This window comes from Gryllotalpicola daejeonensis (assembly GCF_039538145.1).
Taxonomy (GTDB): Bacteria; Actinomycetota; Actinomycetes; order Actinomycetales; family Microbacteriaceae; genus Gryllotalpicola; species Gryllotalpicola daejeonensis.
Genome location: NZ_BAABBV010000002.1, coordinates 655477 through 678730 on the forward strand (window position 1 = coordinate 655477; position 23254 = coordinate 678730).

At 69.5% G+C, this 23254-nt stretch carries 20 protein-coding genes; 4 read left to right on the forward strand and 16 right to left on the reverse strand.

Going from position 1 to position 23254, the window contains the following annotated elements; genetic code table 11:
- Positions 1-3: 3 nt before the first annotated feature.
- From ABD736_RS15925 to ABD736_RS15950, 6 genes are read right to left on the reverse strand one after another with little or no spacing between them, the layout of a single operon-like run.
- On the reverse strand, positions 4-1896 hold the full coding sequence (locus ABD736_RS15925) for a glycoside hydrolase family 127 protein (protein WP_344792863.1): 1893 nt from the start codon (positions 1894-1896) through the stop codon (positions 4-6).
- Positions 1893-3152, reverse strand: coding sequence for a Gfo/Idh/MocA family protein (locus ABD736_RS15930; RefSeq protein ID WP_344792864.1), 1260 nt, complete (start codon positions 3150-3152; stop codon positions 1893-1895). The genes ABD736_RS15925 and ABD736_RS15930 overlap by 4 nt, the downstream gene beginning before the upstream one ends.
- A complete protein-coding gene (locus tag ABD736_RS15935) occupies positions 3149-3964 on the reverse strand; it encodes a ThuA domain-containing protein (protein WP_344792865.1) in 816 nt (271 codons plus the stop codon). The genes ABD736_RS15930 and ABD736_RS15935 overlap by 4 nt, the downstream gene beginning before the upstream one ends.
- 43 nt (positions 3965-4007) lie before the next feature.
- Positions 4008-4862 carry a carbohydrate ABC transporter permease gene (locus tag ABD736_RS15940; RefSeq protein ID WP_425555036.1) on the reverse strand — a complete coding sequence of 285 codons (855 nt, stop codon included), beginning with the start codon at positions 4860-4862 and terminating at the stop codon, positions 4008-4010.
- Positions 4859-5770, reverse strand: a complete 912-nt coding sequence (locus ABD736_RS15945; RefSeq protein ID WP_425555037.1) for a carbohydrate ABC transporter permease — start codon at positions 5768-5770, stop codon at positions 4859-4861. Before ABD736_RS15945 ends, ABD736_RS15940 begins: the two co-directional genes overlap by 4 nt.
- On the reverse strand, positions 5767-7005 hold the full coding sequence (locus ABD736_RS15950) for a sugar ABC transporter substrate-binding protein (protein WP_344792867.1): 1239 nt from the start codon (positions 7003-7005) through the stop codon (positions 5767-5769). Before ABD736_RS15950 ends, ABD736_RS15945 begins: the two co-directional genes overlap by 4 nt.
- Positions 7006-7216: 211 nt before the next feature.
- Here ABD736_RS15950 and ABD736_RS15955 point away from each other — a divergent pair, with 211 nt between their 5' ends.
- Genes ABD736_RS15955 through ABD736_RS15965 form a run of 3 tightly spaced genes read left to right on the forward strand, consistent with a single transcriptional unit; the run spans position 7217 to position 10908 of the window.
- Positions 7217-8236 carry a LacI family DNA-binding transcriptional regulator gene (locus ABD736_RS15955; RefSeq protein ID WP_344792966.1) on the forward strand — a complete coding sequence of 340 codons (1020 nt, stop codon included), beginning with the start codon at positions 7217-7219 and terminating at the stop codon, positions 8234-8236.
- 45 nt (positions 8237-8281) lie between these two features.
- The gene (locus ABD736_RS15960; protein WP_344792868.1) at positions 8282-10015 is read left to right on the forward strand and encodes a dihydroxy-acid dehydratase; all 1734 of its coding nucleotides are present in this window, start codon (positions 8282-8284) and stop codon (positions 10013-10015) included.
- 2 nt (positions 10016-10017) lie between these two features.
- The gene (locus ABD736_RS15965; protein ID WP_344792869.1) at positions 10018-10908 is read left to right on the forward strand and encodes a fumarylacetoacetate hydrolase family protein; all 891 of its coding nucleotides are present in this window, start codon (positions 10018-10020) and stop codon (positions 10906-10908) included.
- Here the strand turns inward: ABD736_RS15965 and ABD736_RS15970 are convergent.
- Positions 10905-11768 carry an SMP-30/gluconolactonase/LRE family protein gene (locus ABD736_RS15970; protein ID WP_344792871.1) on the reverse strand — a complete coding sequence of 288 codons (864 nt, stop codon included), beginning with the start codon at positions 11766-11768 and terminating at the stop codon, positions 10905-10907. The genes ABD736_RS15965 and ABD736_RS15970 overlap by 4 nt on opposite strands.
- 115 nt (positions 11769-11883) lie before the next feature.
- Between ABD736_RS15970 and ABD736_RS15975 the strand changes: the two genes are divergently transcribed.
- Entirely contained in the window at positions 11884-12933 is a 1050-nt protein-coding gene (locus ABD736_RS15975) for a LacI family DNA-binding transcriptional regulator (RefSeq protein WP_344792872.1), read from the forward strand.
- A gap of 30 nt (positions 12934-12963) precedes the next feature.
- Here ABD736_RS15975 and ABD736_RS15980 read toward each other — a convergent pair whose 3' ends face one another.
- The 9 genes from ABD736_RS15980 to ABD736_RS16020 all read right to left on the reverse strand — a co-directional run bounded on the left by ABD736_RS15980 (position 12964) and on the right by ABD736_RS16020 (position 23198).
- Complete coding sequence (locus ABD736_RS15980; RefSeq protein WP_344792873.1) at positions 12964-13995, reverse strand: LacI family DNA-binding transcriptional regulator; 1032 nt, start codon at positions 13993-13995, stop codon at positions 12964-12966.
- Positions 13996-14005: 10 nt separating this feature from the next.
- A complete protein-coding gene (locus tag ABD736_RS15985; protein WP_344792874.1) occupies positions 14006-15124 on the reverse strand; it encodes a Gfo/Idh/MocA family protein in 1119 nt (372 codons plus the stop codon).
- Positions 15121-15846 carry a ThuA domain-containing protein gene (locus ABD736_RS15990; protein WP_344792875.1) on the reverse strand — a complete coding sequence of 242 codons (726 nt, stop codon included), beginning with the start codon at positions 15844-15846 and terminating at the stop codon, positions 15121-15123. Before ABD736_RS15990 ends, ABD736_RS15985 begins: the two co-directional genes overlap by 4 nt.
- A 34-nt stretch (positions 15847-15880) precedes the next feature.
- Positions 15881-16885, reverse strand: a complete 1005-nt coding sequence (locus tag ABD736_RS15995) for a sugar phosphate isomerase/epimerase family protein (RefSeq protein WP_344792876.1) — start codon at positions 16883-16885, stop codon at positions 15881-15883.
- A gap of 70 nt (positions 16886-16955) precedes the next feature.
- A complete protein-coding gene (locus tag ABD736_RS16000) occupies positions 16956-18128 on the reverse strand; it encodes a Gfo/Idh/MocA family protein (RefSeq protein WP_344792877.1) in 1173 nt (390 codons plus the stop codon).
- A 148-nt stretch (positions 18129-18276) separates the two neighbouring features.
- Positions 18277-19281: a LacI family DNA-binding transcriptional regulator gene (locus ABD736_RS16005; RefSeq protein ID WP_344792878.1), complete on the reverse strand. Its 1005-nt coding sequence runs from the start codon at positions 19279-19281 to the stop codon at positions 18277-18279.
- Positions 19278-21392, reverse strand: a complete 2115-nt coding sequence (locus ABD736_RS16010) for a GMC family oxidoreductase N-terminal domain-containing protein (protein WP_344792879.1) — start codon at positions 21390-21392, stop codon at positions 19278-19280. Before ABD736_RS16010 ends, ABD736_RS16005 begins: the two co-directional genes overlap by 4 nt.
- Positions 21370-22242 carry a carbohydrate ABC transporter permease gene (locus ABD736_RS16015; protein WP_344792880.1) on the reverse strand — a complete coding sequence of 291 codons (873 nt, stop codon included), beginning with the start codon at positions 22240-22242 and terminating at the stop codon, positions 21370-21372. The genes ABD736_RS16010 and ABD736_RS16015 overlap by 23 nt, the downstream gene beginning before the upstream one ends.
- Positions 22239-23198 (reverse strand): carbohydrate ABC transporter permease, encoded by a 960-nt coding sequence (locus ABD736_RS16020; RefSeq protein ID WP_344792881.1) that lies wholly within the window; start codon positions 23196-23198, stop codon positions 22239-22241. Before ABD736_RS16020 ends, ABD736_RS16015 begins: the two co-directional genes overlap by 4 nt.
- Positions 23199-23254: the final 56 nt, after the last annotated feature.

Sequence of the window (23254 nt, forward strand, 5' to 3'; positions counted from 1 at the left end):
TACTTAGCCGACCGCCGGAATCCACACCCGCATCGCGCCGGGCTCGCCGTTGCCCCAGGTGGCGTACGGCCGCAGTCTCACCGTGAGCGGTTCGCCGTGCTCGCCCGGAGCACCTGTCCTCGGGCGCCACGGCCGGTACAGCCGGTCGCTCTCGGGCTGGGCGTGCGCGGATGCCTCGAGCACCGGCCCGAGCGGCGTCGATGCGTCGCCCGCCGTGACCGGCTGCGACGGGTCCAGTGCGACCCGGTCGACGTCCACGCCGTTGTCGCTCTGCTCTGCGCAGTAGACGATCGGGCCGCGGCGCACCGCCACCGACCCGCGCACCGCGTCGACGTGCGGGTCGGCGACCAGCACCTGCGGGGTCAGGTCGAGCTCGAGCTCGATCAGGGTGCCCGCGGCGAGCGCGCCGGGAAGGCGCACCGCCCCGTCGCGCACCTCGGCCGGGGCCGCCTGACCGTCGACGGCGATCCGCCGGCCCGACGCCCAGCCGGGAATGCGCAGCGCGAGATCTCCCCCGACGAATCCCTCGATCACTCTGATGGCGACCCGCCCGTCGACCGGGTAGTCCGTGTCGATCTCGAGCACCGTGCGACCCGAGTCGAGCTGCGCCTCGATGCGCCCGCGCGTGAATTGCACGAGCTGCAGCTCGTCACCGCGCGCGGCGGCGATATAGCCCTCGATGCTCGCGAAGGTGCGCATCAGGTTCGGCGGGCAGCACGCGCAGTAGTACCAGTCGAGCCGGCAGGCGGTGGCCTCCTGCTGAGCCGTCGTGTGGTCGGGCCGCAGCTGCAGCGGATTGCTGTAGAAGAACGAGGTGCCGTCCTCTGAGATCCCGTCGGCGACCACGTTGTAGAGCGCCGTCTCGAAGAAGTCGCCGTAGCTCAGGTCGCCCGTCGCGACATACATGCGCCAGGCCCAGTGCATCGCCGCGATGCCCGCGCAGGTCTCGGCATAGGCCCGCTCGCTCGGCAGCTCGTAGGCGTCGCCGAACGCCTCGTCCTTGTGCCGCGACCCCGTGCCGCCCGTGAGGTAGCTGCGCTTGGTGACCATGTCGTCCCACTGCGTCGTGAGCGGCTCGAGCAGCGTCTCGTCGCCGGTCTCGAGATACACGTCGGCCACACCGCTGTTGAGATAGAGCGCCCGCACCGCGTGCCCGCGCATGATGGCGGTCTCACGCACGGGGGTGTCGTCCTGGTAGTAGATCGGGCCGAAGCCGCCGCGCCCGAGCCAGCCGGAGCCCCGGCGGTCGATGAACGCCTTCGCCAGCTCGAGATAGTCGCCGCGGCCCGTCAGCCGAGACAGCTCGACGAGGGCGTATTCCACCTCGGGGTGCCCCGGGTACCCCTGCGCGTCCGGGCCACCGAAGCGGCGCACGAGCAGGTCTGCGATGCGCGTTGCGATGGCGAGCAGGCGATCGTCGTCGAGCGCGCGCTTGGCGGCGACGGATGCCTGAATCAGATGCCCCGCGCAATAGAGTTCGTGCCCGTTCGTGACGTCGCTCCAGCGCTCCTTCTCGCGGTCGGGGCGCTGGAACGCGGAATCCAGGTAGCCGTCGTCCTCCTGCACCCGTGCGAGCAGCGCGACGGCCTCTTCGTAGAAGGCGCGCAGCCGCTCGTCCTCGGCGTGCCCGAGCTCCCATGCGACGGCCTCGAGCGTCTTGTGCAGGTCGCTGTCGGCGAAGACGAGACCGCGGAAGGGGGCATCCGATTCGCCCACGAGCCTGCGCAGATTGTCGAGCACACCGCTCACCTCGAGCTGCTCGATGCCGTGCGGGAGCGTGGCCTCACGATTGCGCCGCTGCCACCGCCCCAGCAGGCCGTCCCCGAGGGTGATCTCGCCGGCGATCGGCGCGACGCGCCCCGTGCGCGCCGCGGCCATGGGCTGTGCTGTCGTCATCGACCGTCCTCTTCCTGCAATTCAGCGGCTTCCTGCAATTCAGCGGCGCCGCCTGCGCGCAGCCCGGCGGCGGCCGTGCCCCACGACTCGAGGGCTGCCCGCACGTCGGCGCGGCGCTCGTCGGCGAGCGCCGCGCGGTACGCATCCTCGAGCACCTCGTCGAGCGTGACGGTGCCCACGCGCTCGGCCGAGCGTACCGCCCCTTCGACCATCGCGAGGCTGAACACGTTCGCGTGCACGTCCCCCGACGGCGTGCGCCCGGTGCGCACCGCGTCGACGAACTCGTCGAGCGCGCCGGCGATCTCGGATCGCGGCTTCGCCGCGCTGCCGGAGCCGTCGGTACCGGAGTCCCCCGCACCGGGCTGCCCTGCGCCGGGCTGCCCTGCGCCGGCCCCGGAGCCGGCGGCAAGCGCTGCCGCTGCGGCGCCGCCCTCCGACACGAATTCGACGCGAGGTCGCCCCTCGCCGTCCCACAGCGCGGTGCCGCCCGCTGCGCTGATGCGCCAGTTGCCGTTCCACGACGTCTCGAAGCCCGGGCTGCACCAGCTGCCCGTGAACGTGTAGCGGGTGCCGCCCTCGAACTCGAACACGGCGCTGGCGGCGGCGTCGCCGCGGTACCAGCTCCAGCTCGGATTGAAGGTGCGGCAGTCGACCGACACCGGGTCCGCGTCCAGCAGATACCGCGCGACATCGAACGCGTGGATCGCCATGTCTACGAGCAGCGGGTGCTCCATCTCGTCGCGGAAACCGCCGAAGTGCGGGGCCTTGAAGAACTCGGTCGTCACGATCCCGACGTCGCCGAGGGCGGGAAGGACGGTCTTCAACTCGGCGAGCGCCGGGTAGTAGCGCCGCGACTGGCTCGTCATGAGCAGTTGACCGGATGCCTCGGCAGCGGCCGCCAGCGAGAGTGCCTGCGCCACGGTCGGCGCGATCGGCTTCTCGCACAGCACGGGCAGGCCGGCGAACAGCGCCTCGGTGTTCACCGCATGGTGGGCGGGCGGAACGGTCACGTCGATGACCGCCTGCGCCCCGGATTCCGCGGCGACCGCGGTGACCGAGTCGCCGATGAGAGGCTCGATGCCCCGCTCGGCCGCCGCCCGCCGGGCGAGGTCGAGGTCGAGGTCGACGAGCCCGACGAGCTCGACCTCGGGCGTCGCACCGATCACGTCCAGCCAGTGCCGGCCCATGCTGCCCGCGCCGACCTGGACGACCTGCAAGGGACCGGGCGCCTCGACGGTGGCGAAGCGGCGGCTCATTCGGCAGCCTCTGCGTGGTTCGCCATCGCGCCCTGATAGCCGCGCCCGTGGAAGAAGTCACCCGTCTCGTAGCGCAGCAGCGTCGGCAGCTCGCGCTTCGGGCGAACGGATGCCGCCCACTGCACGCCGTTCGCGATGACGCGCCGTACGTCCTTGTGGTGATAGACCGGGAAGTCCTGGTCGCCGGGGCTGAAGTAGAAGATCTTGCCGTTGCCGCGGCGGTAGGTGATGCCGCTGCGGAACACTTCGCCGCCCGAGAACGACGAGATGAAGATGATCTCGTCGGGCTTGGGAATGTCGAACTGCTCGCCGTACATCTCCTGCTGCGGGATCTCGATGGGGTGCGGAACGCCCTGCGCGATGGGGTGCGTCGGGTCGACGGTCCACACGAGCTCGCGGTCGTTCTCGCTGCGCCAGCGCAGGGTGCAACTGGTGCCCATCAGCTTCTGGAAGATCTTCGACCAGTGGCCGGAGTGCAGCACGACGAGCCCCATGCCCTCGAGCACGTGGCGGTGCACGCGCTCGACGACCTCGTCCGAGACCTCGCCGTGCGCCGCATGCCCCCACCAGGTGAGCACGTCCGTCTCGGCGAGGCGCTCTTCCGTGAGGCCGTGCTCGGGGTCGTCGAGCAGCGCGGTGGTGACGACCGCGCCCTCACCGAGGTTCTCTTCGATGCCGGACTTGATGGCGTTGTGCATGCCGTCGGGGTACAGCTCGGCGACGTGCGGCTCGACCTGCTCGTGGCGGTTCTCGCCCCAGACGACGACGCGAAGCGGGCGCGCGGTGGCTGCGGAAGATGCGGTGGGGGTCATAGGTTCTCCTTCTGGTTGTGTGCGGCCGAGGCATCCGATCGCCTCATTTGATCGCTCCGCCGAGCGCTCCCGCGGCGATGTACTTCTGCGCGATGATGAGCAGCAGCCCGGCCGGGATCGACGCGATCACGGCCGTGGCCATGACCGGCCCCCATTCCGTCGTGCCGTTCGCCCCCAGGTAGTTGTAGATACCGAGGGTGATCGGGCGCACGGCGGGCGTGCTCGTCAGCGTAAGGGCGAAGAGGAAATCGCCCCACGCGCCGAGGAACGTGAAGAGCGCCGCCGTGATGATCGCGTTCTTGCTGATCGGGATCACGATCGATCGGAACGCGCGGAAGTTGTTGGCGCCGTCGACCAGCGCCGCTTCGACGAGGCTCGTCGGGATCGACACCATGAACGCGCGCATCAGGATGATCGCGAACGGGATCTGCGCCGAGGTGTCCGCCAGGATCAGGCCGAGGTACGAGTTCAGCAGCCCGAGGTGGTTGAACAGCGTGTACAGCGCGTTGGCGATCACGATCGTCGGAATCATCTGCGTGATCAGCAGCACGAACACGAACGCCGTGGTGCCCTTCATCTTGAACCGGGCGAGGCCGTAGGCCGCGGGCGTGGCCACGATCAGCGTCAGGATCACGGTGCTCACCGACACGATCAGGCTCGTGGCGAGGTTCTGCCCCTGCTGGGTGATCGCCGCGCGGTAGCCGGCGAAGGTCAGGTGGAAGGGCAGCCAGTCGGTGGTCGCGGCCCCCGAGTTGGCTTGCAGGCTGCTGTTGATCATCCAGTAGACGGGGAAGACCATGATGGCGAGGAAGATCACGCCGAGCACGGTCATCGGCCACTTGCGCGCAGGCGCCCGCCGGGGCGTGTTCCCGAGGAGGAGTGCGCGGGTCTCGGTCATTCATCGACCTCCTTCCGGTTCATGTAGAGATAGACGATCGCGAAGATGAGCGACACCGCGATCAGCACGTTGCTGATCGCCGCGCCCCGGCCGAACGCGAACTGCACGAACGAGTTCTGGTAGGCCCAGGTCGCGAGCGTCTGGGTCGAGTTCGCGGGGCCGCCGCCGGTGAGGCCGAGGATGATGTCGACGACGCGCAGCGTGTAGACGACGCCGAGGACGATGACGACACTGACGACCGAGCGGATGCTTGGCCAGGTGATGTGCCAGAACGCGCGCCACCCCACCGCGCCGTCGAGCGACGCCGCCTCATAGAGCTCCTCGGGCACGGCCTGCAGCCCGCTGTACAGAATCGTGGTGTTGAACGGGATGCCGAGCCAGATGTTCACGCCGATGACGGCGACGAGCGCGAGGCTCGGGCTCACGAGCCACGGCACCGGCGCGACGCCGAAGACGGCGAGGAACTGGTTCAGCGCCCCGCTGCCCTGGTCGAGGATCCACTTCCACACCGCCGCCGACGCGATCAGCGGCAGCAGCCACGGCAGCAGCAGCAGCGAGCGCAGGAAGCCGCTGAGCGGGAAGTGCCGCTTGAAGAACAGCGCGAGCCCGAGCCCGATCGAGAACTGCAGCACGATCGACCCCACCGTGAAGAGCGCGGTGTTGATGACCGTGGTCACGAAGATCGGGTTGCTGAAGATGTCGGCGTAGTTCGCGAATCCGACGAACGGCGCCTCGCCGGTGTAGAACGTGGTCGTCGTGTAGTTCTGCAGCGACATCACGACGTTCTGCACGATCGGGTAGCCGAAGAAGACCAGCACGAACAGCAGAGCGGGTGCGACGAAAGCCCAGCTGGTGAGGAACCGCCCGACGCGCACCCGGCGTCGGGCGGTTCCGGTCACGGACGTCACTTGTTCTGTGCCTGTCCCTGCTTGAGGGCTTCCTCGGGGCTCGCCTTCCCGGTGAGGGCGAGCTGCACCGCGGTGTAGATGGCGGTCGCGGCGTTCGGCCACTTCGGCCCGAGCTCCGCGGTGCGGGCGCGCGCGGTCTTCACCGTCTCGACGAAGGACTGCACCTGCGGGTGCGATTTGCCCCATTCCGCAGCGGCCGCCTCATCAGACGGCACGTTGCCGGAGAACTTCGCGATCTTGAGCTGCGTCGCCGGCTCATTGAGGCACTGCACGAACTTCGCGGCGACGCCCATCTTGTTCTTGTCGCCGGTCTGCGGAACGTTGAAGGTCTCGCCGCCGAGGGGCGAGGTGATCTTCTGGTCCGGGGTGCGCGTCGGAATCGGCACGCTGTCGAACTTCAGGCCCTTCGTCGAGTTCAGCACCGGCAGCTGCCACGGGCCGTTGATCATCATCGCGGCCTTGCCCGCGATGAACTGGTTGTTGACGTCCTGCTGGCTCCAGTTGACCGAGCTCTTCGACATCGAGCCGTCGTTCTGCAGGTCGACGTCGAACTGCAGCGCCTGCGCGGCCTCCGGGGTGTCGATGTTCTTCTCGTCGCCGCCGTTGGTCCAGAACAGCGGCAGGAACTGCCACGCACCCTCGTAGGTGTTCACGTTGCTCATCGCGAAGCCGTAGACGCCCTTGCTCGGATTCGTCAGCTTCTTCGCGTCGGCCCGCAGCTCGTCCCAGGTCTTGGGTGGCGTGATGTTCGCGGCCTTCAGCATGTCCGCGTTGTAGTAGAGCGCGATCGAGTTGATCACCGGTGCCAGGCCGTAGACCTGCCCTTTGTACGTTCCGGCCTTCACCACGGCGGGCACGTCGCCCTTGGGCGCCGAGATGCCGAAGTTCTTGAGCGGCGCGAGCGCGCCGGTGGCCGCGATCTGCTGCACGTCGGGGTTGTCGAGCATGAGCACGTCGGGCATGGTGCGCGAGGATGCCTGCTGCAGGACCTTCGAGATGAGCGCCGCCCCCGCGATGTGCACGGGTTTGACCGTCGCGCCGACCTTGGTGCCGCACTCCTTGTAGATCGAGTTCCAGCCGCTCATGCCTGGGTCGCTGTTGTAGTAGTCCTCGACGTTGAGCGTGACCTTGCCGCCGCTGGTCGACGCGCTGCCCGAGCCGGAGGAGCAGGCGGTCATGGTGAGGGCGAGGGCGGCCAGTCCGGCGGCCGCGACGAGAGTGCGTGACTTCTTCACGAGTGAGCTCCTTTGCATCACAAGAGATCAAGCAGGGGCCGAGTGCTCGGTTCGGCCGCGAGTCGGCCGAGGGGGTCAAGCGCTTGACTGACGGCAGTCTGACCGCCTTCCCGTGGCCAAGTCAAGCGCTTTACCAAAAAGCATCCGATTCAATGCGATACTTGCCGCACCGCGAACCCGGCCGCGGAAGAAGGGCGTCACTGTGGTCACGATGCAGCAGGTCGCCGATAAGGCGAAGGTGTCGATCTCGACGGTCTCGTTCGTCGTGAACAACACGAAGCCCGTGACGCCGGAGACGCGCGAGCGCGTGCTGCAGGTGATCGAAGAGCTCGGCTATCGCCGCAATCGGATGGCTCGGGCCCTCGCGAGCCGGAAGTCGCACATCCTCGCCCTGATCTACCCGATGCTCGACCACCGCAACCATCACGCGTTCATCGAGTCCGCCGCGACCGCCGCCGAAGAGCACGGCTACAACCTCGTGCTGTGGCCGCTGCACAGCGACAACGTGAGCACCGAGATCACGTCGCTCATCGAAGCGGGGTTCGCTGACGGGGTGCTGCTGATGGAGGTGCAGCTGGACGACGAGCGCGTCGCGCACCTGCAGCAGGCCGCTGCGCCGTTCGCGCTCATCGGCCGCACCCGCGAGCTGAGCGGCATCGACTACGTTGACATCGACTTCGAACGAACCGTCGCGACGGTGATCGAGGACTTCGCGAAGCTCGGCCATCGTGACATCACGCTCGTGCTCGAGGACCTCGGGGGCACTCCCCTCGCGGGTTACGCGCCACCCGTCCGCACGGAGGAGGCATTCCGCGACGCGATCGCGGAACGCGGGCTCAACGGGGCGGTGATCCGGATCTCGCACGATCCGGACGCGGTGGCCGGCGTCGCCGACACGCTGCTCGTGCAGGCGCCGGCAACGACCGCGATCGTCTCGCAGCACGACGCGGCGAGCCTGGCGCTGCTGAGCGCGCTGCCTCGCCGGGGAATCGACGTGCCCCGCGACATGTCGATCGCGACCATCGCGACCGCGACGTCGCTGGCTGCGCTGACCCAGCCGCCGCTCACGACCTACGTCGGCCCAGGTCACGAGCTCGGCCGTGCGGCGGCCGAGGCGCTGATCGCGCGGCTCGAGGGGCGCAACGGCCCGGCGACGCAGGTTCTGGTCGCGTGCAGGTGCCACCCTGGGGCATCCGTCGCTCCCCCACGCGCCACGCCTGACGCGCGCTGACGCGCGCGCAGAACGCACCGGTCGAAACGATCCGACAAGATAGAGGTGGACTCGAAGGAGGGCGCGACGATGCGCAGTCAGGACTGGTACGGCGGCACGGGGCGCGACCCCTTCATTCACCGCGCATGGATGCGACGCGGAGTGCCCGACCACGCCTTCGACGGCCGCCCGCAGATCGCCATCGCCAACACCGCGAGCGACCTCACCCCGTGCAACGCGCACCTGAACGAGGTCGCGGAGTACGTCAAGCAGGGCGTGTGGGAAGCCGGCGGCGTGCCGGTGAACCTGCCCGTGACCTCGCTCGGCGAGACGCTCGTGAAGCCGACCGCGATGCTGTGGCGGAACATGGCCGCGATGACCATCGAAGAGATGCTGCGCGCGAACCCGATCGACGCGGCGGTGCTGCTCGGCGGCTGCGACAAGACGATCCCCGCGCTGCTCATGGGCGCGGCGTCGGTCGACCTGCCCGCGGTCGTCGTCCCGGGCGGCCCGATGCTGAACGGCTACTTCCGCGGCGAGCGCTCGGGCTGCGGCACGGGTGTGTGGGCGCTGTCCGAGGAGGTCCGCGCCGGGAACCTGAGCGAGCAGGAGTTCGAGCGCTTCGACAAGCAGATGGTGCGCTCGAAGGGCCACTGCAACACCATGGGCACCGCCTCGACCATGGGCATCATGGCCGAGGCGCTGGGCATGACGATCCCCGGCGTCGCCGGCACTCCGGCCCCCGACAGCAGGCTGCTCGAGGCCTCCCATGCTTCCGGGCGTCTCGCCGTCGAGCTCGCCCTCGAAGACCGCCGCATCTCGCAGGTCATCACCAAAGAGTCGTTCCACAACGCGATCGTCACCCTCGCCGCGATCGGCGGCTCGACGAACGCCGTCGTGCACCTGCTCGCCATCGCCGGCCGTCTCGGCATCGATCTCACCCTCGAAGACTTCGACCGCATCGGCGGCAAGGTGCCGTTGCTGGTGAACCTGCAGCCCTCCGGCAGCTACCTGATGGAGGACCTGTTCCGCGCCGGCGGGCTGCTCGCCGTGCTCGACCAGGTGCAGGACCTGCTCGACCCTGCAGCCCAGACCGTCGTCGGCGCGCCGCTGACCTCCTTCCTCGGCGAGCACCCCGTGTGGGACCGCGACGTGATCTCGCTGCGCGAGAACCCCCTGCAGGACGAGGCGGGAATCGCAGTGCTGCGCGGGAACCTCGCCCCGCGCGGCGCCGTCATCAAGCCGTCGGCGGCGAGCCCAGAGCTCCTCACACACACGGGCCGCGCCGTCGTCTTCGACTCCATCGAGGACTTCCACGCGCGCATCGACGACCCCGACCTCGACGTGGACGCCGACTCGGTGCTGGTGCTGCGCGGCTGCGGCCCGAAGGGCTACCCCGGCATGCCCGAGGTCGCGAACACGCCACTGCCGCCGAAGCTGCTCAAGCAGGGCGTGCGCGACATGGTGCGCATCTCCGACGGGCGCATGTCGGGAACGGCATACGGCACGGTCGTGCTGCACGTCGCGCCCGAGGCTGCCTCGCCGGGCAGCGTGCTCGCGCTCGTGCAAGACGGCGACCTCATCTCGCTCGACGTGCCGAACCGGAAGCTCGAGCTACTGGTCCCCGAGGAGGAACTCGAGGCCCGCAAGCCCGCGTACCGCGAGGTCTCGTCGTTCGCGAAGGCTGACCGCGGCTGGCAGAAGCTGTACATCGAGCACGTCCAAGGCGCCGACACCGGTGCCGACCTCGACTTCCTGGTGGGGTCGAGCGGATCGATCGTGACGAGGGAGTCGCACTAGCAATGACTGATACGGATGCTTCGACGGGTACGGATGCTTGGGCCGAGCGCCCCGCGCTGGCGCTCGCCCGCCTCGAGGTCGACGGCGACGTGCTCTGGGCCGTGCGCCGCGGCGACGAGTATTCCCCGCTAGGCATGAGCCTCGCCGAGTTGCTGCGGCTGCCCGCCACCGAGGCGCGCGCCGTCGTCGAGGGCGCCGCTGGGCCCGGCATCCCCTCGTCGCGCGTGCTCGCGCCGATCGACCCGCAGCAGGAGGTCTGGGCCGCCGGGGTGACCTATCTGCGCAGCCGCGACGGCCGCATCGAAGAGGCGAGCGACGGCACGCCCTACGACAAGGTCTACGGCGCGGAGCGCCCCGAGCTGTTCTTCAAGTCGACGGGCGTTCGCGTCGTCGGCGACGGCGAGCCGGTCGGCAAGCGCGCCGACTCGACGTGGGACGTTCCGGAGTCCGAGCTCGGCATCGTCGTGAACTCGGCCGGCGAGATCGTCGGCTATGTGCCGGGCAACGACTCATCGAGCCGCTCGATCGAGGGCGAGAACCTACTCTACCTGCCGCAGGCGAAGGTGTTCACCGCCGGCTGCGCGCTCGGGCCCGAGATCGTGCCGGCCTGGACGGTGCAGCCGCCGTTCGGCATCCGCCTGCTCATCGAGCGCGACGGCGTCGCGGTCTTCGACGACCGCACCTCGACCGATCAGCTCGCGCGCCGTCTCGAGGACCTCGCCGACTGGCTCTTCCGCGGCCTCGACTTCCCCGACGGCGTCATCGTGCTCACCGGCACCGGTCTCGTGCCGCCCGGAGAGTTCACGCTGCGCGACGGCGACGAGGTCACGATCGAGATCGAGGGCGTCGGCCGCCTCACGAACCCCGTGGTCACGGTGGGTCGCGCCCGCTAACCGGCGAACGCGGGCAGCGCGACTCCGCGGACACCGGGCTGCACCGCGAAGACTGCGCCCGCCTCCGGCTGGTCGCCGTCGGCGAGGTTCTCGCGCGACGTCGTGATGAAGAGCGTGTCGAGGGATGCCCCGCCGAACGCCGGCGCCGTGACCTGACGCGGGCCCGGGATCTCGACGACCTCCGTGACGTCGCCGGTCTCCGCGTCGAACCGCCGCACCGCGCCGCCGTTGTAGAACGCGACCCACAGGCCGCCCTCTGCGTCGATCGTCATGCCGTCCGGGCCGCCGTCGAAGCCGCTCACGTCTGCGAGCGCGCGCCGGTTGTGGAACGCCCCGGTCTCGAGGTCGTAGTCGAAGACGTCGATGCGCTTGGTCGGGGTGTCGATGTAGTACGCGAGTGCGCCGTCGAGGCTCCACTGCAGGCCGTTCGAGATGGTCACGTTCTCCAGGGCGACGGATGCCGCGCCGTCGGGCTCCAGGCGATAGACGGATGCCGCGCCGGGCGTCTGCGCATAGGCCATCCCGCCGCAGAACAGCCGACCAGCGGGGTCGCAGCCGCCCTCGTTCAGCCGGATCGCCGGGTCGTCGAGAACCTGCGCCAGCTCGCGCTGCAGCCGGAAGCCGTCGTCGAACAGCGAGAAGCCGTGCTCCGTCGCCACGACGAAGCCGCCGCCCCGGCGTGGCCGCACGACTGCCGCCACGGAACTGCCCACGTCATAGCGCGCAGGCGACTCGAGCGATGAGAGATCGACCACCGCCCCGGCGAGCATGTCGACGACCAGCATCCGCTCGCCCACCGGGTCCCAGCAGGGCCCCTCACCGTGATACGTGATCGATCCCGTGAGCTGCTGCGCCTTCATGCTGTCGACGCTATTGCAGGCCGACTACTGAAATCGACTGCGTAATTCGTCCCGAAAGCCCCTGCATAGACCGACCTGTCTGCAAATTGAGCGCGCCTCTAGATAATCTGCGATGGTGACGGATGAGCTTGCAGCGGAGGAGACCCCGCGCGGCGCCGCACCCCGAGCCACCCTTGCCGAGATCGCCGCTCTCGCTCGCGTCTCGATCGCGACCGTCTCGAAGGTGCTGAACGGCCGTGACGGCGTCTCGGAGGAGACACGCAGCCGCGTCGACGCGCTGCTCGGCGAGAACAACTACAGTCGCCGCACCCGCACCCACCTGCCGGCGCCGCTGATCGAGGTGCTCTGCTTCGACATCGCGCACGCCTTCAGCGCCTCGATGATCGCCGCCATCGAGCGCGCCGTGCGCGCGCAGGGCATGGGGCTCGTCGTCACCGGTGCCGATGCCGATCACCGCCCTGCCGCCTCGTGGGCGGACGACGTCATCCATCGGCAACCGCGCGGCGTCATCCTGCTCATGAGCGAGCTCAGCGCCCGCGTTGCGACGCGGCTGCGCAGCCGGGAGCTGCCGATAGTCACCATCAACCCGTTCGGCGCGCCGCCGAAGGAGACCACGACGATCGGCTCCGCGGATTGGGACGGCGGATATGCGGCGACGCGCCACCTGCTCGAACTCGGCCATCGCCGCATCGCGATCATCAAGGGCCCGGAGGGCATGCGTGCCTCGGCGCAGCGGCTCGCCGGCTATCGCACGGCGATGGAGACCGCCGGCATCCGGGTGCGACCCGAGTGGATCAAGCCCGGTCGGTTCATCCACAGCGACGGCTATGAGCAGGGCCGTGCCCTGCTCGAGTTGCCCGACCGGCCGACCGCGATCTTCGGCTCGAGCGACCTGCAGGCGCTCGGCGTCTACGACGCTGCTCGCGCGATGGGCCTCGACGTACCGGGCGACGTCTCGGTCGTCGGCTACGGCGATCTCTCGAACGCCGAATCCGCCAGCCCGCCGATGACCACGGTGCATGTGCCGATCGACGCAATGGCGGAGCAGGCGCTGAGCCTGGTGACGGCGCAGCGCGAACAGCTGGACCTGCCCGCGCGCCGGGTCGACCTGCCGGTGAGCCTGAAGGTTCGGGCGAGCACCGCTCCGCCGGCCGCCGCGCCCTAGCCGCGACTCGGCCGCCGGCGGCGCCGCGCCCTACTTCCGCGGCGCGGCCGTGCTGCTGCGCACGACGAGCTGTGTCGCGAGGTCGATGCGCAGATGCTCGTGGGTCGAGGTGTCGCGCAGGCGCAGCGCCAGGCGGGTCGCCTGCTCCGCCATGTCGGCGGTCGGCTGGCGCACGGTGGTGAGCGGCGGCCCCACCCACGCGGCGACGGGCAGGTCGTCGAATCCGATCACCGACAGCTCATCGGGAATCACGACACCGAGGCTCCGCGCAGCCTCGTAGACCCCGAGCGCCTGCAAGTCGCTCTCGGCGAAGATCGCGGTGGGCGGCTCGGGCAGCGAGAGCAGCGCGAGGCCATGCTCGAGACCGCTCTCGAGCTGGAAGTCGCCGACGCGCACGTACTCGGGCGGCACGGCCACTCCCGCGGCATCGAGCGCCGAGCGGAACCCGGACAGCCGCGCGCGAGACATCAGCATGTCGTCCGGCCCGGCGATCACTGCGACGCGGCGGTGGCCGAGTTCGAGCAGGTGCCGCGCCGCCAGAGTGCCGCCCGACCAGTTCGCGGCGCCGATCGCCGGAACGTCGGGCGGCGGGTCGCCGGCGGGGTCGATGATCACGAACGGGATGTTGCGCACCCGCAGCTGCCGCCGCGAATCCTCCGGCAGGCCCGAGAGCACGAGAACGACGCCGACCGGTCGGCGCTCGAGCGCTCCCTCGATCCAGTCGGGGGCGGGCGCGTGGCGGTCGCCGCTCTCGGTGACGACGACCGAGAGGCCGTGCTCGCGCGCGACCCGCTCGACCCCGCGGATGATCTCGAGCGTCCACTCGGTGCCGAGCTGCCCGAAGACGACCTCGATCAGCGAGCTCGGCTGCGCGGTGCCGCGGCGGTTGTAGCCGTGCTCATAGAGCAGAGCCTCGATCCGGGCGCGCGTCGAGTCAGAGACGCCCGCGCGCCCGTTCAAGACCTTCGAGACGGTCGACAGCGACACCGCGGCTTCGTCGGCGATGCGCGAGAGCGTCGCGCGTTCGCCGCCTGCCGCCGCGGTGCCGTCTGTCGCAGTCATCCAGGCGAGCCTACGGGGTGTCCGAGAGCGGAACGGCCTCCGGGCGCGGAGCGGTGCTCGTCAGCTCGACGATGCGCTTCTCGCGCGCCGCCACGAGGATCGACTCCATGATGTCGAGCACGTGGAACGCGAGCTCGCCCGAGGCGCGGTGCGGCGTTCCCGCCGCAAGCCCGGCCGCGAGGTCGGCGAGGCCGTAGCCGCGCCCGGCGTCGCGATAGCCGGCGGATTCCGGAACCTCGGTCCACTCCTCCGATTCGGCGAGCAGCACCTCGACGGGGTCCGAGAACCGGTTCGGGTCAGGCACGGCGAGCGTGCCCTGCGAGCCGTAGACCTCGAACTTCGGCGCCCGCGTGCCCCACACCTCGAAGCTGACGGTGACGGTCGAGGCGACGCCCGACTCGTGCTGCAGCAGGGCGGTGATGTGCGTGTCGACGTCGACCGGCAGCACCTGGCCGGCGTTCGGCCCCGTGGCGATCTTGCGCTCGCGCGTCGAGCGGCGCGCGGAGCCAGAAACCTGGGTGACGGGCCCGAGCAGGTGCACGAGGCTCGTCAGGTAGTACGGCCCCATGTCATAGAGGGGTCCGCCGCCGGGCTGGTAGTAGAAGGCGGGGGCCGGATGCCAGCGCTCATGCCCCGGCGCAGACCAGTGCACCGCGGCGCCCAGCACCTCGCCGATCGTGCCGTCATCGACGACCTTGCGTGCCGTCTGGATGCCGGTGCCGAGCACCGTGTCGGGGGCGCTGCCGACGCGCAGCCCACGGCCCTGCGGGTCCGTGCCGCTCTGCGCCTCGATCAGCGGCCGCGCCTCCTCCGTCGAGAGCCCGAGGGGCTTCTCGGCGAACACGTGCTTGCCTGCGGCGAGCGCGCGCAGGCCGATCTCGACGTGCGCCGCCGGGATCGTCAGGTTGATGACCGCGTCGATGTCGTCAGAGGCGAGCAGCTCGTCGACGGTACGCGCGACGACGCCCTGCTCTGCGGCGACCTCCGCAGCCCGCTGCTCGTTGAGGTCGGCGACGGCCACGAGCTTGAGGTTCGGCAGCTTCGGCAGGCTCTCGAAGTACTGCTTCGAGATCACGCCGACGCCGATCACGCCGACGCGCAGCACGTCGGTCGCGGCATCCGCGCTCATTCGCTGACCCCCTCGGCCAGCTCAGAGCCGCGCGCCGCCCACAGCAGCCCGCGCTCGATGATCGTGCGCACGTTCGGGTCGTTCACGACCTCGAGCTTGTGCCCGGGCGCCGACACGAAGATGCGGCCCTTGCCCCACTGCCGGGTCCAGATCGCCGGCGCGGTGACCGGGCGGTTCCAGGCATCCCAGGGGCGCACGCTCTGTGTCGTCGTGGCCAGAACGTCGTTGTACTCGTCCGACAGCACCCAGTACTGCTCGGTGACGAGGTCGAAGTCCTCGATGCCCTGCGTGATGGGGTGCGACTTGCCGTATTCGGTGATGTTGACCGTGTACGGCAGGTAGTTGTCGGACTGCTCGCCGGTGCGCAGCGACGGCTCGATGCCGGCGTGGTGGGCGAACTGGCCGCCGACCATGTGCAGGTAGTCGGCGTTGTTGCGGTACGAGTCGGCGATGCCGCCGTGCCAGCCCGCCAGGCCAGTGCCGTTCAGCACGGCGCGGCGAAGGCCCGCGAACTCGCCCTGCTCGATGGTGTTCATCGTGTTGATCTGCACGATCAGGTCGACCGTGTCGAGGTACGCGTCGTCGGTGTAGACCCGCGTGCCCTCTGAGACGCGGACGCGGAAGCCGTGCTCTTCGAGGAACGGGATGAACGATTCGGTGGTCTCGACCGGCTCGTGGCCGTCCCAGCCGCCGCGGACGATGAGCGCATTGCGCTGCGTCATGCTTGCTTCTTCCTTGTGTATATAGGTGGCGTTGCTAGTTCTTGGTGCTGAAGGCCGCGTCGAATGCGGTGGCGGATGCCTCGATCGCGTGTTCCCGCACGAAGGCGAGCGCCTCGGGCGCGCCCTTCAGGCGGTCCATTCCGGCGTCCTCCCACTCGACCGAGAGCGGCCCCTCGTACTGAATCGCGTTGAGCATGCGGAAGGCGTCCTCCCACGGGACGTCGCCGTGACCCGTGTTGATGAAGTCCCAGCCGCGGCGCGGATCCGCCCACGCGAGGTGCGACGACAGCCGGCCGTTGCGGCCGTTCAGGCGCTTCTTCGTGTCCTTGCAGTGCACGTGGTAGATGCGGTCCTGGAAGTCCCAGAGGAACCCGACCGGGTCGAGGTCCTGCCACACCATGTGCGACGGGTCCCAGTTGAGGCCGAACGACTCGCGGTGGCCGATCGCCTCGAGGGTCGCCTTGGTGGTCCAGTAGTCGTAGGCGATCTCGCTGGGGTGCGGCTCGAGTGCGAACTTCACGCCGACCTCGTCGAACACGTCGATGATGGGGTTCCACCGCTCGGCGAAGTCCCGATAGCCGGCATCCACCAGCTCTTGCGAGGCGGGCGGGAACATCGCGACGTACTTCCAGATCGACGACCCGGTGAAGCCGGTGACGACCTTCGCGCCGAGGCGCGCGGCGGCGCGGGCGGTGTTCTTGATCTCTTCCGCGGCGCGCTGGCGCACTCCCTCGGGGTCGCCGTCGCCCCAGACCGAGTCCGGCAGGATGTCGCGGTGGCGCTGGTCGATCGGGTCGTCGCAGACCGCCTGGCCCTTCAGGTGGTTCGAGATCGCGTAGACCTTGAGGCCGTTCTTCTCGAGGATGTCGAGGCGGTTCTGCACGTAGTCGTCGTCGACGGCTGCGCGGTTCGGGTCGAGGTGGTCGCCCCACGAGGCGATCTCGAGGCCGTCGTAGCCCCATTCGCCCGCGAGTCGCGCGACTTCCTCGAACGGCAGGTCGGCCCACTGGCCGGTGAACAGGGTGACAGGTCGTGCCATTGCTCAGCTCTCCTTTGAGACGTGAAAAACCAGTTGAGACGTGAAGCCAGTAGAGGCGTGAAAACGGTCGTCAGGAAACGGCGGTCCAGCGGGCGCTATCCGCCGCGGATCGCTCGACCGCGTCGAGCACCTGCTGCACCTGCAGCCCGTCGTCGAACGACGGCAGCGGCTGGCGTCCTTCCGCGATGTCGAAGACGAAGTCCCGCACCTGGTGCGAGAACGGATGCTCGTACCCGAGCCCGTGGCCGGTGGGCCACCACGCCGCGGCGTACGGGTGCTCGGGCTCGGTGACGAAGATGCGGCGGAAACCCTGCTCGCCCGCGGCGTCGGTGCCGTCGTAGAACTCGAGCTCGTTCATCCTCTCAAGGTCGAAGACGATCGCGCCGCGCGAGCCGAAGATCTCGATCTTGAGCCCGTTCTTGCGGCCGGTCGCATAGCGCGTGGCCTCGAACGAGGCGACGGCGCCGCCCGAGAGCTGCCCCGTGAACCAGGCGGCGTCGTCGACGGTGACCTGGCCGCGCTCCTCAGAGGCGGTGCCCGAGAGACCGACGGTCTCGCCGAGCAGCGGGCGCTCGGTGACGAAGGTGCGCAGGTGGCCGGAGACCTGCTCGACGATCTGGCCGGTGATGAACTGCACGGCGTCGACGGCGTGCGCGCCGATGTCGCCGAGCGATCCGGAGCCCGCGAGCTTCTTGTCGAGGCGCCACGTCATCGGGCCGTTCTCGTCGACGAGCCAGTCCTGCAGGTACGCGGCGCGCGCCTGGCGCACCTCGCCGATGCGGCCGTCCTGTACGAGCTGGCGTGCGAACGTGAGCGCGGGCACGCGGCGATACGAGAACCCGACCATCGATCGGATGCCTCGCGAGGCGGCCTCGCGCGCGGCATCCGCCATCGCCTTCGCCTCCTCGACGGTGTTCGCCAGCGGCTTCTCGCACAGGACGTGCTTGCCCGCGGCGAGGGCGGCGATCGCGATCTCGGCGTGGCTGTCGCCGGGCGAGCAGACGTCGACCAGGTCGATGTCGTCGCGGGCGACGACCTCGCGCCAGTCGGTCGAGGCCTCTGCCCAGCCGAGCTTCTCGGCGGCGGCCTGGGTCTTGGCGGCATCGCGGCCGACGATGACCGTCATCTCGATGCCACGGGGAAGGTCGAAGAATCGCGGCGCGACTCGGAATGCCTGGCTGTGGGCGGCGCCCATGAAGCCGGTGCCGATCAGCGCGACGCGCAGTGGGGTGGTTGCAGTCATCGGACTCCTTCGTCTCGCAAGAAACCTATCGCACAACGCAGCGGTAGTTTTCGCGAATTCGAAGAGAGTTCACCCGCCACGATCGTTGAGGAGCACGCGGAGCTTGCGGAGCGCGCGTCTCGAAACGAGCCGCCGGCGCCTGCCGCGCTCAGCGCTTCGGCGGCGGCGCCGTGCTCTCGCGCACCACCAGGCTCGTCGCCAGGTCGACGCGGGCCGCGCGCAGCGCGCCGTCCTGCGCGTCGAGCGCGAGCAGCGCGGCCTGCTCGCCCATCTCGGCGAGCGGCTGGCGCACCGTGGTGAGCGGCGGTCCCGACCAGTGCGCGATCTCGAGGTCGTCGTAGCCGACGACCGACACGTCGCGGGGCACCGACAGCCCCAGCATCCGCGCCGCTTCGAGCACGCCGAGCGCCATCAGGTCGTTGCCGGCGAAGATCGCGGTCGGCCGGTCCTTCAGCTGCAGCAGCTCGCGGCCGAGCTGCAGGCCGTCCTCGCGCAGGAAGTTCCCCCACCGCAGGGCATCCTCGCGGAACGGGACACCGGCCTCGTCGAGCGCCGCGCGGAAGCCGGAGACACGCGCCCGCGAGCACATCATGTCGTTCGGGCCGCCGATCACCGCTATCGAGCGGTGCCCGAGCTCGATCAGATGGCGCGCTGCCTGCACGCCGCCCGACCAGTTCGCGCTGCCCACCGACGGCACGTCGGGCGCAGGGTCGCCGGCGGGGTCGAGGATGACGAACGGGATGCCGCGCAGCGAGAGCCGCTCCTTCGCCGACACCGGCAGGTCGCTGAAGACCAGCACCACGCCAGACGGTCGCCGCCGCAGCACCTGATCGAGCCATTCCGGGCCGGGCGTGTGACGATTGCCGGTCTCGCTCAATACGAGGCTCAGGCCGCGCGCGACCGCCGCGCGCTGCACACCGCGGATGATCTCGATCGCGAACACGGACTCGACGCGCTCGAAGACGAGCTCGATGAACGGCTGTCGGTGGCGTTCACCCGGCGGGCTGTAACCGTGGCTGCGCAGCGCCTGCTCGACCCGCGCCCGAGTCTTCGCCGAGACGCCGGAGCGCCCGTTCAGCACCTTCGACACCGTCGAGGGCGAGACCTCGGCCGAGCGCGCGACATTGGTCAGGGTGGCGTCCGAGCGGCTCATCGCGGCCAGTCCTCGACGAGCCGGGTCGCCACGCGATAGGCGTTCGCGACGATGGTCAGCGTCGGATTCACGCTGCCGTTGGTCGGGTGCAGCGACGAGTCGCAGACGACGACGCGGTGAGCGCCCCACAGCCGACCGAAGCGATCGGTCGCGCCCGACTCTGGCGAGTCGCTCATGCGCGCGGTGCCGCAGCTGTGCTCGCCCGCCGCCGAGGCGCTGACCTTGCCGGTCTCACTGCCGACCAGGCGGCGCACCTGCTGGGCCCCGGCCGCCTCGAGCCACGTGATGCTTTCACGCGCGAGCCCGGCCTCGACCTCGCGCGACGCGGCGTGCACGTCCTTGCGGATCCGCGCCCCGGGCTTCCCCCAGCGGTCGAGCACGCCAGAGGCGAGCGAGACCCGCGAGGTCGGCAGCGGGATCTCCTGTCCCATGCCGAAGACGCCGAACGAATAGGCGCGCCCGTCGCGCATCCACTCCTTGTGCTTCGCGCCCCAGGTCGAAATCCCCGGCGCCGGCGCGAGCGCACTGGTCAGCGGCAGCAGGCTCATCAGGTCGACGAGCACGCCGCCGCCCCACGGCACACTCGGCGAGTGCACGTGGTCGAGGGTCGCGATCGAGTGGCCGGGGCCGATGAAGTTCTTGACCTTCTGGTCGACCGTGCCGAGCACGGTCGACGCGCGGTGGTCGTGGATGTGCCGCCCGAGGTGGTCGTTCCCCAGTCCGCTGGCGAGCAGCAGGCGCGGTGTCTCGACGGCGCCGGCCGAGACGACGACCACGTCGGCGCGCACCGTCAGTCGGACGGGCTCGGCGCCCGGCGCGGTGGCGTTCGCCATGATGACGACGGATGCCCCGCCTGTGGCATCCGCCACCTCGATCGCCTCTGCGTCATACAGCACCGCGCAGTTGCCGGTGGCGACCGCGCGCGGAATGAAGGTGTTGTGCGCGCCGTTCTTCGCGTTCACCGGGCACGCGTGTCCGACGCACTGGGCGCACCGCACGCACGCCGGCCGGCCGTCGTGCGGAACGCTGTTGAGCGCGAGCGGAATCGGGCCCCAGCCCCAGCCCAGCCGATCGGCCGCCGCCGCGAGCAGGTCGCGCGCGGGCTCCGTGCCGAACGGGGGCATCGGGTAGCCCTTCGTCCGCGGCATCCGCGACGTCAGTGCGCCTTCGACGCCCGCGACTCCGAGCTCCCACTCGGCGCGGGTGTAGAACGGCTCGAGGTCGTCATAACTGATCGGCCAGTCCGCGAGGCTCGCGCCCTCCGGGTTGCCGTAGACCTCGCGCATCCGGAAGTCCTCGGGCATGAACCGCCAGGCCATGCCCTGCCAGATGCGCGTGCCGCCGCCGAACGCGTCGGCGTTCAGACCGTAGCGGTTCGCATCGCCCGTGCCGTCGATGAGCTCGTCGCCGGCATCGGTCTCGTGCACCCGGGGGTGACCAGCGCCGGGCCCGACGCGCACGCTGTAGACCGCGTTGCGCTTGTCGTGCAGGTGATCGCCCCGCAGTTCGCGGTTCGGCACCGCGGGCATGCGCTCGACGAGCAGGACCGACTTCCCGGCCTCGGCAAGCACCTGCGCCGCGACACCGCCACCCGGCCCGCTTCCGATGACGATCGCGTCGTAGTGCGAAGCGACGGATGCCGGTGCCAGACCGGTCGGCAGCGTGGGCTCCACGACCTCCGTACCCTCTGGCACATGCCGGAACCCGATCATGCCGAGCCCGACGGGGTCCTTCCGTCGCGCATCCGCGGCGTAGTACCCCTCGTAGGCGATGCGCAGCAGCGCTGCGAAATCCTCGCCCCCCGGCGCGCCCTCCTCGAGCGCGCCCAGGATCGCATCCTGTTCAGTCGGTGTGAGATCGGCGAAGCCTGCACCCGGCCGCACGTCGCCCGCACTGGCGTCGAGCCGCGCAGCCAGGGGCGCGAGGCCGGGAACCGCGTCCAGCGGCTCCCGGCCCGCAACCCTCAGATACTCGGCGACTCCCCCATCCCAGCCGGCTGGCCAGGAATCCGCAGGGATGATGCGGTCGACCGCGGCGCGAAGCGCCCGGTCTTCGACGATCCCCTCCCGATCGTCGCTGCCCACGTCGTCAACGACCCGCGAGCGACCCACCGATGCCGCCGACGCTGAAGTACCGGTTCAGCGCAGCGAACACGATGATCGGCGGCAGCATCATGATGACGGCGACCGCCATGACGTTGCCCCAGTCAGTGGCGTTCTGTTGGAAGAACGTCTGCAGACCGATCGGCAGGGTGTAGTTGACGTCGCTCTTGAGGAACACGACGGCGATCAGGTAGTCGTTCCATGCGAGCAGGAACGAGAAGATCGCGGTGGAGAGGATGCCGGGCAGCGAGTTGCGCAGCACGACTCGGGTGAACGAGCCGAACACGCTTGCGCCGTCGATCCAGGCAGCCTCCTCGAGGGTGATCGGGATCGAGTCGAAGTAGGCGGCCATCATCCAGATCGCGACCGACATCGTCGAGCCGATGTAGATGATCATGACGCCCGCGAGGTTGTCGTTCAGGTTCAGCTTCACGAACAGGAAGAACAGCGGGATGACCGCGGTCACGACCGGCAGCGACTGGATGACGAACAGGATCAGTGCGTAGCCCGAGATGAGCTTGTTGCGGCCGCGCGAGAGCACGTAGCCGGCCGGGGCGGCGACGGCCACCGCGACGACCACGGTCACGAGCGCGACGAAGAGGCTGTTCTCAAGCCAGTAGCTCAGGTTCGTGGCCGTGAAGATGTGCCCGTAGTTCGCGAAGGTCAGACCGGTCTCGGTCGACCCGAAGGCCGGCGTGAGCGACAGGATGAAGACTGCCACGACCGGCACGATGACGACGGCCGTGATGAACACGATCGCGAGGAAGCGCCACCACTTGCCGCGCTCGCCGAGCTCGCCGAGGCGGCGGCGCCTGCCTGCCACGCCGGCCAGGCGGATGTTTGCGGTTTCGGTGCTCATTCGATGCTGGCCTTTCGAATCTGGCGGTACAGGACCACCGAGACGATCACGAGGACGATCGTCATGATGAACGCGATGGCGACGCCGGGGCCGACCTGCTGGTTGGCGAACACCGTCTGGTATGCCATGACGACGAGTGACTGGGTCGCGTTGACGGGGCCGCCGCCGGTCAGCAGGTAGATCGTCGGGAAGTCGTTGACGCAGAAGATCGTCATGAGGATCCAGCTGACGTACGTGGTGCGCGAGATCATCGGCAGCGTGATGCGGGTGAAGGTCTGCCACGTGCCTGCACCGTCGACGCGGGATGCCTCATAGACGTTGGTGTCCACCGCGGCGAGCGCCGAGCTGAGCATCATCATCATGAACGGGAAGCTGATCCACACCTTGAAGATGCAGACGAGGACCTGGGCGGCGAGCGGGTCGCCGAGGAACGAGACGTCTCCGAAGCCGATGGCCTTGGCGATGACGGGCAGCGGCGCCTGCGGCGTCGCGACGAGCCAGTTCCACGCGGTCGCGGACACGACGGTCGGCACAACCCAGGGAAGGAGCAGCAGCACCTTGAAGACCGGGTTGGCAGGAATCTTGGTGCGCAGCAGAAGCGCGATGCCGAGGCCGATCGCCCAGCTGCCGAACACGCCCACGATCGTGAAGATGACCGTGAAGCGCGCTGCGCGCCAGAAGTCGGCCGTCTGCAGCACCGTCAGGTAGTTGTGCAGGCCGATGAAGTCGCCCGGGTCGATCAGATCGCCGTTGTGGACTGACTGGAAACCCGCGTAGATCACCGGGTACAGGTTCAGCAGCAGCAGCAGGAAGAGCGACGGCAGCGCGAAGAAGAAGAAGGTGGTGCCGTGGTTCAGTGCCTTGTTGCGGCGCTGACGCACCGGCGCGCCGCCGCCACCGACACCCACGCCGTTCCGCGCCCTTTGCAGGCTGCGGGTGACCGACTCGGTCGACATTCGAAAAACTCCTTTGAAACACCCTCGAGGGCAAGTGGGGGAAAGCGAAAACCGGG

What these genes read in the sequence shown, in the direction of transcription:
- ABD736_RS15985 (WP_344792874.1), bottom strand. Translation starts at nt 15,124, where the DNA reads ATGAGCGCGGATGCCGCGACCGACGTGCTGCGCGTCGGCGTGATCGGC.
- ABD736_RS15935 (WP_344792865.1), bottom strand. Translation starts at nt 3,964, where the DNA reads ATGACCCCCACCGCATCTTCCGCAGCCACCGCGCGCCCGCTTCGCGTC.
- ABD736_RS16020 (WP_344792881.1), bottom strand. Translation starts at nt 23,198, where the DNA reads ATGTCGACCGAGTCGGTCACCCGCAGCCTGCAAAGGGCGCGGAACGGC.
- ABD736_RS15970 (WP_344792871.1), bottom strand. Translation starts at nt 11,768, where the DNA reads ATGAAGGCGCAGCAGCTCACGGGATCGATCACGTATCACGGTGAGGGG.
- ABD736_RS15930 (WP_344792864.1), bottom strand. Translation starts at nt 3,152, where the DNA reads ATGAGCCGCCGCTTCGCCACCGTCGAGGCGCCCGGTCCCTTGCAGGTC.
- ABD736_RS15965 (WP_344792869.1), top strand. Translation starts at nt 10,018, where the DNA reads ATGACTGATACGGATGCTTCGACGGGTACGGATGCTTGGGCCGAGCGC.
- ABD736_RS16005 (WP_344792878.1), bottom strand. Translation starts at nt 19,281, where the DNA reads ATGAGCCGCTCGGACGCCACCCTGACCAATGTCGCGCGCTCGGCCGAG.
- ABD736_RS16000 (WP_344792877.1), bottom strand. Translation starts at nt 18,128, where the DNA reads ATGACTGCAACCACCCCACTGCGCGTCGCGCTGATCGGCACCGGCTTC.
- ABD736_RS15955 (WP_344792966.1), top strand. Translation starts at nt 7,217, where the DNA reads ATGCAGCAGGTCGCCGATAAGGCGAAGGTGTCGATCTCGACGGTCTCG.
- ABD736_RS15925 (WP_344792863.1), bottom strand. Translation starts at nt 1,896, where the DNA reads ATGACGACAGCACAGCCCATGGCCGCGGCGCGCACGGGGCGCGTCGCG.
- ABD736_RS15980 (WP_344792873.1), bottom strand. Translation starts at nt 13,995, where the DNA reads ATGACTGCGACAGACGGCACCGCGGCGGCAGGCGGCGAACGCGCGACG.
- ABD736_RS15990 (WP_344792875.1), bottom strand. Translation starts at nt 15,846, where the DNA reads ATGACGCAGCGCAATGCGCTCATCGTCCGCGGCGGCTGGGACGGCCAC.
- ABD736_RS15940 (WP_425555036.1), bottom strand. Translation starts at nt 4,862, where the DNA reads ATGACCGAGACCCGCGCACTCCTCCTCGGGAACACGCCCCGGCGGGCG.
- ABD736_RS15995 (WP_344792876.1), bottom strand. Translation starts at nt 16,885, where the DNA reads ATGGCACGACCTGTCACCCTGTTCACCGGCCAGTGGGCCGACCTGCCG.
- ABD736_RS16015 (WP_344792880.1), bottom strand. Translation starts at nt 22,242, where the DNA reads ATGAGCACCGAAACCGCAAACATCCGCCTGGCCGGCGTGGCAGGCAGG.